We start from the raw sequence: 12,561 nt of genomic DNA on the forward strand, positions 1-12,561 counted from the left end.
GAAACCGCGCCTTAACGTTGTTCGACGAAGGCCAGCACCGCTTCGAGCATGCGGCGCACATGCGGCTGCACACCCGCCGCGACCTCGGGCAGGTAGTCGAACGGCAAGGCCTCCTGCATGTAGCTGCACTGCGTCATCTCGAGTTGCACCGCATGGATGCCCTGTACGGGGTTGCCGTACTGCCGGGTGATGTAGCCGCCCTTGAAGCGGCCATTGAGCACGCCGGTGTAGCCAGGCGCCGAGGTCGCGATGCCCAGCAAGGTTGCCGCGAGCGCCGGGTCGCAACTCGCGCCGTTGGCGCTGCCGAGGTTGAGGTCGGGCAGCTTGCCCTCGAAGAAGCGCGGCAGCACCGAGCGGATCGAATGCGCGTCCCACAGCGCGATGGTGCTGTGCGCGGCTTTCAGGCGCCCGAGTTCGGCCTCCAGCTGCCGGTGGTATGGATGCCAGATCGCGTCGCGGCGCGCGGCGATCTCCAACTCGCCCGGCAGGTCGCCGGCCGCGTAGATCGGCGTCTTGTCGAAGGTGTCGACCGGGCACAGGCCGGTGGTGTCCTGGCCCGGGTAGAGGTTCTGGTCGTCGGGCGGGCGATTCAGGTCGACCACGTAGCGCGAGTGCGTGGCCACGAGCACCGACGCGCCGAGTTCATCGGCGAAGTCGTAGAGCCGCTCCAGGTGCCAGTCGGTGTCGGGCACATGGCGCGCCTGCGCAGTGAAGCGTTCGGCCAGCGCGGGCGGCACGTGGGTGCCGACGTGCGGCATCGAGATCAGCAGCGGGCGGGTACCCTGGCGGAATCGGAAAGGCGGTTCGGTGGTCTCGAAGAGGCTCATGGCGTGTGGGTCAACAATTGGCTGCGCGCGGCAACGAAGCCGGCCGTCGCGCTGTCGTGGAGAAGATGGTGCCCGGCCTGCACGCGCTGCCGGCCCGCGACCCACACGGCATCGATCGCGCTAGTGCGGTGGCTGGCGAACACATGGGATGAGAGCATGTCGGCGGCCGGCAGACCGGCCAGCGCCGGGTGCTTGGCATCGAGCACCGTGCAGTCGGCCTGCTGGCCCACCGCGAGGCCGGCAATGCGGCGTCCGGCGGCCTGCGCGCCGCCCTGCACCGCCGCGAGCGTCATGGCCGTGGCGACCTGCGGCTGCGCAGCGTCGGCCGCCACGTTGCGCTGGCGCGTCGCGAGCCGCTGGCTGTATTCGAGCATCAACAGCTCTTCGGCGGCATTCACGCAGATGTGGCTGTCGGAGCCGATGCCCCAAGCGCCGCCGGCCGCACGCCAGGCGACCAGGTCGAAGATGCCGTCGCCGAGGTTCGCTTCCGTGGTCGGGCACAACCCCGCGACGGCGCCGCTGGCGGCCGCACGCCGGTATTCGTCGGCGTCCATGTGCGTGGCGTGCACCAGGCACCAGCGCGCGTCGACCGGTGCGTGGTCGAGCAGCCACGCAACCGGGCGCTGGCCGCTCCAGCCGATGCAGTCGTCGACCTCGCGCGTCTGCTCCGCAATGTGGATGTGGACGGGCGCGCTCGCATCGATCGCGGCCAGCCCGCCAAGCGCTTCGCGCAAGCCCTCGGGCGGCACGGCGCGCAACGAGTGCGGCGCCAGGCCGAGCCGCGCGCCTTGCGCATTACACAGCGGCTTCAGGCGCTCGAGCAATGCGAGCATCGAATCGGTCGAGCGGATGAAGCGGCGCTGCCCCTCGTTCGGCGCGAGGCCGCCAAAGCCGCTGGTCTGGTAGAGCACGGGCAGCAGCGTGAGGCCGATGCCCGCGCGTTGCGCCGCACGCAGAAGGGCGAGCGCGAGCGTGGCGTCGTCGGCATAGGCCCGGCCATCGGCATCGTGGTGCACGTAGTGGAACTCGCACACCGCCGTGTAGCCGGCTTCCAGCATCTCGACGTAGAGCCCGAGCGCGATTGCCTCGAGCTGCAGCGGGTCGAGCCGCGACGCGAAGCGGTACATCAGCGTGCGCCAGCTCCAGAACGAATCCTGCGCCTCGCCCCGAAACTCCGTGAGGCCTGCGATGGCGCGCTGGAAGGCGTGCGAATGCAGGTTGGGCATGCCGGGGATGACCGGGCCCCTGGCCACCTGCGCGCCCGGCGCCGGTTGTGCTCCTGCTTCGACGCGGGTGAAGGTGCCCGCCGCATCCCACGACAGCGACACGTTGCGGGCCCAGCCACCGGGCAGCAGCGCATCGGCTGCGAACAGCGTCTGCGTCATGCGCCCACACCCTCCGCGATGCGGCCCTGCCGCACCACCGTGCGCACCGGCCGCTGGCCGAACCAGTAGGCCATCTCGGCCGGCTCGCGCAGATTCCACAGCACGAAGTTGGCGGGCATGCCGACCGCGATCTCGCCATGCGTGCCCTGCAGGCCCAACGCACGCGCCGCATGCCGCGTCACGCCGTCGATCGCTTCGGGCACCGTGAGGCGAAACAGGGTGCATGCCATGTTCACCATCAGCAGCAGACTCAGCGCGGGCGAGGTGCCGGGGTTGTGGTCGGTCGAGACGGCCATCGGCACGCCGGCTGCGCGCAACGCGGCAATCGGCGGCAACTGCGTGTCGCGCAGCGTGTAGTAGGCGCCCGGCAGCAGCACGGCGACGCTGCCGGCTTCGCGCATCGCGTCGATGCCGGCTTGCGACAGGTGCTCGATGTGGTCGCACGAGAGCGCGCCGTAGCGCGCCGCGAGCGCGGCGCCGCCCATGTCGGACAGTTGCTCGGCATGCAGCTTGACCGGAAGGCCAAGCGCCTGCGCGGCCTGGAACACACGCTCGGTTTCTTCCAGCGAGAACGCGATGCGCTCGCAAAACACATCGACCGCATCCACCAAGCCTTCGGCCGCGAGCGCGGGCAGCATCTCGCGGCACACGAGGTCGATGTAGTCGCTGCTGCGGCCTGCGTACTCCGGCGGCAGTGCATGCGCGCCCAGGAAGGTGGTGCGCACCGTAACGCCGTGCGCCTGGCTGAGCCGGCGCGCCACGCGCAGCTGCTTGCGCTCGTGTTCGAGTGCGAGGCCGTAGCCCGACTTGATCTCGATCGCGCAGACGCCTTCGGCCAGCAGGCTTTGCAGCCGGGCGCTGGCGCTGGCGAACAGCTCGTCTTCGCTCGCCTCGCGCGTTGCGCGCACGCTCGAGACAATGCCGCCACCGGCCTTTGCGACCTCTTCGTAGCTGGCCCCGGCGAGCCGCATCGCGAACTCGTTGGCGCGCTGGCCGCCATAGACCAGGTGCGTGTGGCAATCGACCAGGCCGGGCGTGACCAGCGCGCCGCCGCCCTCGTGCACCGGCAGGCCGGTGTGCGCGGCCGGCAGTGCGGCGCGTTCGCCGATCCAGCGGATCGTGCCTTGCCCGACCACGATCGCCAGGTCGTCGCCGCCATCGGAGCGCAAGCCCGTCCAGAGTCCGTCGGCCGAGGGATGGGCGTCGAAGCTTTTCATGCTGAAGGGGTCTCTCCCTGTATCGGCCACCACGTCACCATCGCCAGGCGCGCCGAGCGGCTGGCAGGTTTCACATGCCATTCCTCGACCTGGTCGGCCCACCAGACGCCCTGCCCCTGCGCCAGGTTGCTGCCACCCATGCGCCACTGGCCATCCACGCTCATCAGCAGCCCATGGCTCACGCGCGGCAGCGTCGCCGCTTCCGCGACGATGCGCAGCTCGGCCATGCCGCGCGCGCGCCTGCTCATGACGTTGAAGTCGACGGAGGGCCCGCCCAGCAAGGTGCACTCAACGGCGGCGTCGCCGCTGAAGACGAAGGGCTCGAGCGGCGCGACCAGCCGGTGATCGAAGTCGTCGGACTTCAGCCGCACGCCGTCGCCCTCGAGCAGCATGATCTGGCGGTCGACCCCCGTGAACACCGAGAACGGCCCGCTCGCGGTGATGTTGGCGATGCTCACGCGCCAGTCGAAGGCATCGAGCCCCGCGCCCGGCGGCCAGTTGACGGCTTCGCGCGTGGCACCGCCGCCGTTCTTCCAGCGCATGACCGGCAGTTCGTTGAATGTGAAACGTTGAATGCTCACCGCAGTAGTCCTCCTTGCCGCAGTTTCTGCTCGAAGTGCCTCAGGATCAATGTGACCGTGCCGGTCAGCACGAAGTACACCAGCGCGATCGCAAGGTACACCTCGAGCGAGCGGTACGACACGCTGATGATCTTCTGCCCCTCGTGCATCACGTCATGGATGGTCAGCAGCGACACCAGCGCCGAGTTCTTGATCAGCGCGATGAACTCGTTGCCGAGCGGCGGGATCATGCGCACGATGGCTTGCGGCAGCACGATCTGTCGCATCGCGACGAAGGGCGTCATGCCGAGCGACTCGGCCGCCAGCGTCTGGCCCCGGTCGATCGACTGGATCGCCCCGCGCACGATCTCCGACACATAGGCCCCCGAGTACACGCCGAGCCCCAGCACACCGCAGAAAAACGCCGGCAGCAAAATGCCGAAGTGCGGCAGGCCGAAGAACAGGATGAACAGTTGCACAAGCAGCGGAGTGCCCCGGATGACCGCGACGTAGGCGGTGCAGATCGAATAGAGCCAGCGCCGCGCCGGGTTCAGCCGTCCGATGCCGACCAGCAGGCCGAGCACGCAGCCGAGCAGCAGCGCACAGGCGGTGATCTCGACCGTGACGAGCGCGCCCTGCAACAGCGCAGACCAGCCTTGCCAGACGGGTGAGAAGTCGAGATCCACGCAAGACTACTTGGCCGTGTTGCTGAACCATTTCTTCACGATGGCGGCATAGGTGCCATCGGCCTTCATCTTCTCGATCGCGCCGTTCACGGCCTTGGTGAGTTCGGGCGAGTCCTTGCGGATCGCCATGCCGTATTCCTCGGTGGTGAGTTGCTCGTCGAGCACCTTGAGGCCGGGCCGCGTGCGCACGTACTGGTAGGCGGCGGGCTTGCCGGTCACGGCGGCGTCGCTGCGGCCGATGTCGACCAGGTTGAACATCTCCTGGTTCTTCTCGACTTCCATCAGCTGCACCTGCGGGTACTTCTCTTTCACGTAGCTGACCGACTTGGTACCGACCTGCACGCTGACCTTCTTGCCGTTCAGGTCGGCTGGCGCCTTGATCGTGGTGTTGTCGGCCTTCACCATTGCAACCAGGCCGCCCGCGTAGTACGGCGTGGTGAAGTCGACCACCTTCCTGCGCTCGTCGGTGATGTAGATCGCAGACACGGCCATGTCGAAGCGCTTCGAGATCAGGCCCGGGATCAGGCCCTTGAAGTCGATGTCGACCCACTCGACCTTGCGACCCAGGGTCTTGCCGATGGCTTCGACCAGTTCGATGTCGAAGCCGGTGCGCTTGCCGTTGTCGACGAATTCCATCGGCGGAAAGGTGGCGTCGGTGCCGACCGTGAGCACGGCCTGGGCCTGTGCCTGGGCGCTGACGCCGAAGGCCAATGCGGCGAAGGCGGTGGCAAGAAGGAACTGGCGGCGGATCTGCATGGTGACTTTCGTTGGAGAGGAAGGAGGGTTACTTGACCATCGGCAGTTGAAGCCCCTGCTTCTTCGCCGTTGCGATCGCGATGTCGTAGCCCGCATCGGCATGGCGCATCACGCCCGAGGCCGGGTCGTTCCAGAGCACGCGGGAGATCCGTTGCGCTGCAGCATCCGTGCCATCGGCCACGATCACCACGCCCGCGTGCTGCGAGTAGCCCATGCCGACGCCGCCGCCATGGTGCAGGCTGACCCAGGTGGCGCCGCCCGCGGTGTTGAGCAGCGCGTTGAGCAGCGGCCAGTCGGACACGGCATCGGTGCCGTCCTTCATGCTTTCGGTTTCGCGGTTCGGGCTCGCGACCGAGCCGGTGTCGAGGTGGTCGCGGCCGATCACGATCGGCGCCTTCAGCTCGCCACTCTTCACCATCTCGTTGAAGGCGAGGCCGGCCTTGTGGCGCTCGCCGAGGCCGAGCCAGCAGATGCGCGCCGGCAAGCCCTGGAACGCGATGCGCTCGCGCGCCATGTCGAGCCAGCGGTGGGTGTGCTTGTTGTCGGGGAACAGCTCCTTGATCTTGGCGTCGGTCTTGTAGATGTCTTCGGGGTCGCCCGAGAGTGCGACCCAGCGGAACGGGCCCTTGCCCTCGCAGAACAGCGGGCGGATGTAGGCGGGCACGAAGCCGGGAAAGTCGAACGCGTTCTTCACGCCCTCGTCGAACGCGACCTGGCGGATGTTGTTGCCATAGTCGACCGTGGGCACGCCCATGGCCTGGAAGTCGAGCATGGCCTGCACATGCACCGCGCAGGACTTGGCCGCCGCCGCCTTCAGCCCCGCATGCCTGGCTGGGTCTTTCATGGCGTCCTGCCATTGCGCCACGCTCCAGCCCGAGGGCAGATAGCCGTTGATGAGGTCGTGCGCAGAAGTCTGGTCGGTGACGAGATCGGGCTTGATGGCGCCGGCGCGGGCACGCCGCACGAGTTCCGGCACGATGTCCGCCGCATTGCCGAGCAAGGCGATCGACACGGCCTCCTTCTTCTCGCAATGGTGCTGGATGAGCGCGAGCGCGTCGTCGATGTCCTTTGCCTGCTTGTCGACATAGCGGGTGCGCAGGCGAAAGTCGATGCTCGACTGCTGGCACTCGATGTTGAGCGACACCGCGCCCGCGAGCGTGGCGGCCAGCGGCTGCGCGCCGCCCATGCCGCCGAGGCCCGCCGTGAGGATCCACTTGCCCGACCAAGGCGTCTGCGCCTGAGCGCCGGGCCGCCCCAAGCCAGGCGCGCTCCCCTCGGGGGACGGGCCGCCGCTTGCGGCGGCCAAGGGGCTGACATTTCCGTAATGTTGGCGGCCGGCCTCGACGAAAGTCTCGAAGGTGCCCTGCACGATGCCCTGGCTGCCGATGTAGATCCAGCTGCCGGCCGTCATCTGGCCGTACATGAACAGGCCTTGCTGGTCGAGTTCGTTGAAGTGCTCCCAGGTAGCCCACTTCGGCACCAGGTTCGAGTTGGCGATGAGCACGCGCGGCGCGTTCTCGTGCGTCTTGAACACGCCCACCGGCTTGCCCGACTGGATCAGCAGCGACTCGTCGTCTTCGAGCGTGCGCAGCGATTCCAGGATCTGGTCATAGCAGGCCCAGTTGCGCGCGGCACGGCCGATGCCGCCATACACCACCAGATCCTGCGGCCGCTCGGCCACCTCGGCGTCGAGGTTGTTCTGCAGCATGCGATAGGCCGCTTCGGTGAGCCAGCTCTTGCAACTGAGCTGGCTGCCGCGCGGTGCGCGGATCACCCGGGTCGGGTCGTGGCGCGGGTCGGCGGCTGCGGGGATGAATTTGTCGGGTGCGTTCATGGTCAGAGCTCCTTGGCGTGACTGGGGAGGATGTTCAGCAGGACGTCGGGCAGCGCGGCCTTCAGGGCCCACAGCCGCATGGCTTCGATGTCGGGGGCGAGGTAGCGGTCGCGTTCGAGAAACGCCACCTTGCCGCGGATGGCCGCGAATTCGGCTTCGACCAGCGGCGAGCTTTTCAGCCCGCGCTTGAGCTCGATGCCCTGCGCCGCGCACATCGCCTCGACGCCGACGACGACCGCCGTGTTGTTCACCATGTCGCCGAGCCGGCGCGCTGCGAAGGTGGCCATCGACACATGGTCTTCCTGGTTGGCCGAGGTCGGCAGGCTGTCGACGCTGGCCGGATGCGCGAGCGACTTGTTCTCCGACGCGAGCGCGGCGGCCGTGACCTGCGCGATCATGAAGCCCGAGTTGAGCCCACCGTCGTGCACCAGGAACGGCGGCAGGCCCGACAGCCCGGTGTCCAGCAGCAGCGCGATGCGGCGCTCGGCGATCGCGCCGATCTCGGCGATGGCGAGCGCGAGGATGTCGGCCGCAAACGCGACCGGCTCGGCGTGGAAGTTGCCGCCCGAGATCACCTCGCCTGTGTCGACGAACACCAGCGGGTTGTCGGAGGCTGCGTTGGCTTCGATCACCAGCACGCGCGCCGCGTGCGCGAGGTTGTCGAGGCACGCCCCCATCACCTGGGGAATGCAGCGCACCGAATACGGATCCTGCACACGGCCGCAGTCGGCGTGCGAAGGCACGATCTCGCTGCCTTCGAGCAGGGCGCGCACCGCGCCCGCCACCGCCATCTGGCCCGGCTGGCCGCGCGCGGCGTGGATGCGCGCGTCGAAGGGCTTGATCGAGCCCTGGATCGCTTCGAGCGACAGCGCACCCGACATCAGTGCCGAGGCGAACACGTTTTCGGCGCCGAACAGGCCGGCCAGGGCGAGCGCGGTCGACACCTGCGTGCCGTTGAGCAGCGCCAGGCCCTCCTTGGGGCCGAGCACGAAGGGCGCGAGGCCGGCCAGGCGCATCGCTTCGGCACCGCTGACGCGCCGGCCCTCGGCCGTGGTCGCCTCGCCTTCGCCGATCAGCACGCACGCCAGGTGGGCGAGCGGCGCGAGGTCGCCCGAAGCGCCGACCGACCCCTTGCACGGGACCGACGGCGTGATGCCGGCGTTGAACAGCGTGAGCAGCGCATCGACCAGTGCCGGCCGCACCCCCGAGTGCCCGCGCGCGAGGCTCACCGCCTTGGTCGCGAGCACCAGCCGCACCACGGCCGCGTCCAGCGGCTCGCCGGTGCCGACGCTGTGCGACAGCACCAGGTTGCGCTGCAGTTCGGCCAGATGGTCGTTGCCGATGCGCGTGCTCGCGAGCTTGCCGAAGCCGGTGTTGATGCCGTAGACCACCTCGTCGTTGTCGACGATGTGCTGCACCGCGGCCTGTGCGGCGCGCAGGCCCGCTTGCACCGAAGGGTCGAGCGTGAGGCGCAGGCCGCCCGCATGGATGCGGCGCAGCAGCGCGAGATCGACCTGGCCGGGCGTGAGTTCAACGGTGGATGCATTGGTCATGAAGCTGTCTATACAAGGGGTGTGGGCCGGATGCGAAGCAGAACGCGCCGACCTAGGAAACGGGATTGCCGTCGGCGCGAAAGCGGCTGCCAAGCCGGTAGCGCGAGGCCGGGTGCAGGCAGCGCACCAGCGTCACCGGCACGGTGCGCGTCCAGGTGCGGCGCGTGAGCAGCAGGCAGGGCTCGGCGGCCGGCATCGACAGGCGCAGGGCCTGCTCGACCGTGGGCAGCACGGCGTCGACCAGGTGCTCGATCTGGTCGAACGGAACATGGCGCACCAGGTATTCACTGGGCGGCGTGGCGGCAAGGTCCTGCTCCAGGAAATCGGGCACCACGCGCGGGTTGACGAAGCGGTCTTCCAGCTGCACCGGCACGCCATCCTCGAGATGCAGGCAGACCGTGTGGAACACCGACTCCCCGGCGCGCAGGTCGAGCCAGGCCGCCACATCGGGCGACGCCGCAAAGCGCTCGGCCGCCACCAGCTGGTAGCCGTAGTCGTGGCCGCGCGCGCGGATCTCGCTCGCGATGTTGGCGATCTGCAGCAAGGTCGATTGCGGCTTGTCTTCGGCCACGAAGCTGCCGACACCGGCCACGCGCACGATGCGGCCCTGCTCGACCAGCTCGCGCAGCGCGCGGTTCACCGTCATGCGCGAGATGCCGAACTGCGCGACCAGCTCGTGCTCCGACGGCAGCCGGTGCCCGGCCGGCCAGGTGCCGTCCTGGATCTTGCGGGAGATGTGTTCCTTGACCTGCGCGTAGAGCGCGAGCGTCGGCAGATCACGCTTCATGTCGGGCCTTCCGCGAATACACGAAGTGATGGGCGTGGGGGTTCACGTCAGGCCTCCCGCCGGGCCGCCCCAAGGGAGGCCTGCGCCCCCCCGGGGGGCAGCGAATACACGAAGTGATGAGCGTGGGGGTTCACGTCAATGCTCCGCCGCCGCCATCGATTCCGCGCGGATCTCTTCGGTCAGCCTGGCCTTGATCTCCATGAACTCCGGCGAGGTCTTGATCGTGTAGTGGCGCGGATGCGGGAAATCGACTGCGATCTCGGTCTTGATGCGGCCCGGCCGCGCGCTGAACACAGCCACACGGTTCGCCATGAAGATCGCCTCGTCGATGTCGTGCGTGACGAACAGCACCGTCTTCTGCGCCGACTCCCAGATGCCGAGCAACAGCTCCTGCATCAGCACGCGGGTCTGGTTGTCGAGCGCGCCGAACGGCTCGTCGAGCAGCAGCATCCGGGGGTCGTTGGCGAGCGCGCGGGCGATGGCGGTGCGCTGCTGCATGCCGCCCGACAGCTGCTTCGGAAAGTGCTGCTCGAAACCGCGCAGACCCACCTTGGCAATGAAGAAGTCGCTGCGCTCTTTCTGCTCGGATTCGCTCATGCCGCGCTCGCGCAGGCCGAAGCGGATGTTCTGCGCAATGGTGAGCCAGGGAAACAGCGTGTAGCTCTGGAACACCACGCCGCGGTCGGCGCCCGGGCCTTCGATGGTTCGGCCGTCGAGCTGCACCTGGCCCGTGGTCGGAAAGTCGAGCCCCGCGACGATGCGCAACAGCGTCGACTTGCCACAGCCCGAGGGGCCGAGGATGGTGACGAAGTCGTTCTCCCTGACCTCGAAATCGATCGGCAGCAGCGCCTGCGTGCGCTGGCCCCGGGCGCCTTCGAAGACGCGCGAGACGCCCTGGATGGAGAGTTGGTTCGTGCTCATGCGCGGCCTTTTTCAGACTCCTTCCCCCTTTGGGGGAAGGCAGGGATGGGGGCAAGCGGAGAAGGCAAGGCCACGGCTTTTTCAAGCGCCGCCGGCCCCCACCCCAACCCTCCCCCGGAAGGGGAGGGAGCGATGCCACGGAGTGCGGTGCGGTTCACAGCGTGCTCCAGGCAAACAAGCGGCGGTTGAGCGCCTTGAAAGCGAAATCGGAAACGAGCCCGATGATCCCGATCACGATGATCCCGAAGATGATCTGGCCCGTGTTGAGCAGCGCCTGGCTGTCGGTGATCATGTGGCCGATGCCCGAGGACGAGCCGATCAGTTCGGCCACGATCACGTAGGTCCAGGCCCAGCCCAGCACCAGCCGCAGCGTCTCGGCGATGCCCGGTGCGGCGCCCGGAATCAGCACGCGCGCCACGATGCCCTTGCTGTTGGCGCCCAGCGTGTAGGCGGCCTCCACCAGATCCTTGCGTGCGCCGCCCACGATGACCGCGACCATCAGGATGATCTGGAACACCGAGCCGATGAAGATCACCAGCAATTTCTGTGTCTCGCCGATGCCGGCCCAGAGGATCAGCAGCGGAATGAACGCAGACGCCGGCAGGTAGCGGCAGAACGACACGAAGGGCTCGAAGAAGGCCTCGACCGGCTTCCACGCACCCATCGCTATGCCGAGCGGCACCGCGATCAGCGCGGCAAGCACGAAGCCGCCGAACACCCGCCACACGGTCATGCCGATGTCGTGGATGAAGTTGTACTCGGTGAAGAGCAGGTAGCCCTCTTTCACCATCGTGACCGGGCTGGCCAGGAAGGTGGGCGAAACAAAGCCGCCCAGCGTAAAGAAGGCCCAGACCGCGACGAACAGGATGAAGAAGCCGACGCCGAGCAGCCAGCGCGCGCGGCTGCTCACCGGCTCGAGTGGAGCGATTGAACGGCGTTGGCTTCGCGCCGGAAGCGCCGCGGAACCGGCAGTGCCGGCGGCCCGGCGCGGCCCCGGGTCGGCGGTTGGCGAAGCGACACGCAGCGCGCGCAGCCGGGGGGTGAGCCAGTTCACTTGATGTACGACGCGTCGAAGGTCACCGCGAGGTTGTCAGGCGCCTTGCGGATCACGCCGGCCTCGAGCAGGATCTTTTCGGCTTCCTTCATGAAGCTGGTGATCTCGCCGGCAAAGAACTTCTGGTTGGCGGCCTTGTCCTGCCAGCGCAGATAGGCCGACGACTTGGCGAACTGCTCGCCGCTCTGCTTGACGGCCGAACCCATGATTTCGTTGGCCTTGGCCGGGTCGGTCTTGATCATCTCCAGCGCCTCGAAGTACGAGTTGGTCAGCGCCTGCGCCGCCTTGGCATTGGCCTTGAGCCAGGTCGGCGCGCAGCCGACCGTGTCCATCACCATCGGGTAGTCGAGCGTGGTCGCCAGGATCTTGCCGGCGGTCGGGTTGGCGCGCACGGTCGAGAGGTAGGGCTCGTAGGTCATGGCGGCATCGTTCTGGCCGGCGACGAAGGCGGTGGCTGCCGGCTGCGGCTCCAGCGACACCAGCTTCACGTCCTTCAGCGTCATGCCGTTCTTGTTGAGCATCCAGGCCAGGCCGAAGTACGGCGCGGTGCCCGGTGCGCTGACGCCGATGCTCTTGCCCTTGAGGTCGGCAAAGCTCTTGATGTCGTTGCGCACGGCCAGGCCGTCGGCGCCGTAGGACTTGTCCATCTGGAAGATCTGCACGATCGGCACGCCGTTGGCGTTCCAGGCCACGTGCGTCTCGACCGTGGTGGCGGCGCACTGGATCGCTTCGGAAGCCAGCGCCAGATGGCGGTCTTTCTGCGGGATCATCTTCAGCTCGACGTCGAGCCCGTTCTTCTTGAAGATGCCGGCCTTGTCGGCCAGCGTGAGCGGCGCAAAGCCGGTCCAGCCGGACATGCCGAGCGCGATCTTGGTGGTGTCCTGCGCCTGGGCGACGCCCGCGGCACAGAGGCCGGCTGCAAGAAGGGTGGCAACTTTGAAGACGACCGTTTTGACCATGGGAACTCCTGGGTTCTGACTA

General features: G+C 67.9%; 12 protein-coding genes. All 12 read right to left on the reverse strand.

All coding sequences use genetic code 11. The annotated features are described in order from the left end of the window. Window positions 1-11 precede the first annotated feature (11 nt). Entirely contained in the window at window positions 12-827 is an 816-nt protein-coding gene (gene hutG, locus ACSFA8_RS06255) for an N-formylglutamate deformylase (protein WP_435478640.1), read from the reverse strand. Continuing rightward, a complete protein-coding gene (locus ACSFA8_RS06260) occupies window positions 824-2,212 on the reverse strand; it encodes a formimidoylglutamate deiminase (RefSeq protein WP_435478641.1) in 1,389 nt (462 codons plus the stop codon). The genes hutG and ACSFA8_RS06260 overlap by 4 nt, the downstream gene beginning before the upstream one ends. Continuing rightward, window positions 2,209-3,429 carry an imidazolonepropionase gene (gene hutI, locus ACSFA8_RS06265; RefSeq protein WP_435478642.1) on the reverse strand — a complete coding sequence of 407 codons (1,221 nt, stop codon included), beginning with the start codon at window positions 3,427-3,429 and terminating at the stop codon, window positions 2,209-2,211. The genes ACSFA8_RS06260 and hutI overlap by 4 nt, the downstream gene beginning before the upstream one ends. After that, window positions 3,426-4,010: a HutD/Ves family protein gene (locus ACSFA8_RS06270; protein ID WP_435478643.1), complete on the reverse strand. Its 585-nt coding sequence runs from the start codon at window positions 4,008-4,010 to the stop codon at window positions 3,426-3,428. Before ACSFA8_RS06270 ends, hutI begins: the two co-directional genes overlap by 4 nt. Continuing rightward, window positions 4,007-4,675 carry an amino acid ABC transporter permease gene (locus tag ACSFA8_RS06275; RefSeq protein ID WP_435478644.1) on the reverse strand — a complete coding sequence of 223 codons (669 nt, stop codon included), beginning with the start codon at window positions 4,673-4,675 and terminating at the stop codon, window positions 4,007-4,009. The genes ACSFA8_RS06270 and ACSFA8_RS06275 overlap by 4 nt, the downstream gene beginning before the upstream one ends. A gap of 6 nt (window positions 4,676-4,681) precedes the next feature. Next, window positions 4,682-5,431 carry a transporter substrate-binding domain-containing protein gene (locus ACSFA8_RS06280; RefSeq protein ID WP_435478645.1) on the reverse strand — a complete coding sequence of 250 codons (750 nt, stop codon included), beginning with the start codon at window positions 5,429-5,431 and terminating at the stop codon, window positions 4,682-4,684. Window positions 5,432-5,459: 28 nt separating this feature from the next. After that, window positions 5,460-7,265, reverse strand: a complete 1,806-nt coding sequence (hutU, locus tag ACSFA8_RS06285) for a urocanate hydratase (RefSeq protein WP_435478646.1) — start codon at window positions 7,263-7,265, stop codon at window positions 5,460-5,462. A 2-nt stretch (window positions 7,266-7,267) separates the two neighbouring features. Further along, window positions 7,268-8,818: a histidine ammonia-lyase gene (hutH, locus tag ACSFA8_RS06290; protein ID WP_435478647.1), complete on the reverse strand. Its 1,551-nt coding sequence runs from the start codon at window positions 8,816-8,818 to the stop codon at window positions 7,268-7,270. Window positions 8,819-8,870: 52 nt separating this feature from the next. Further along, the gene (gene hutC / locus ACSFA8_RS06295; protein ID WP_435478648.1) at window positions 8,871-9,605 is read right to left on the reverse strand and encodes a histidine utilization repressor; all 735 of its coding nucleotides are present in this window, start codon (window positions 9,603-9,605) and stop codon (window positions 8,871-8,873) included. Between the two features lie 135 nt (window positions 9,606-9,740). After that, window positions 9,741-10,526: an ABC transporter ATP-binding protein gene (locus tag ACSFA8_RS06300; protein WP_435478649.1), complete on the reverse strand. Its 786-nt coding sequence runs from the start codon at window positions 10,524-10,526 to the stop codon at window positions 9,741-9,743. 154 nt (window positions 10,527-10,680) lie between these two features. Then, window positions 10,681-11,454: an ABC transporter permease gene (locus tag ACSFA8_RS06305; RefSeq protein ID WP_435479196.1), complete on the reverse strand. Its 774-nt coding sequence runs from the start codon at window positions 11,452-11,454 to the stop codon at window positions 10,681-10,683. A 122-nt stretch (window positions 11,455-11,576) separates the two neighbouring features. Beyond that, entirely contained in the window at window positions 11,577-12,539 is a 963-nt protein-coding gene (locus ACSFA8_RS06310; protein WP_435478650.1) for an ABC transporter substrate-binding protein, read from the reverse strand. Window positions 12,540-12,561 lie beyond the last annotated feature (22 nt).

Origin of the sequence: Variovorax nitratireducens (assembly GCF_051216545.1) — a bacterium.
Classification (GTDB): Bacteria; Pseudomonadota; Gammaproteobacteria; order Burkholderiales; family Burkholderiaceae_C; genus Variovorax.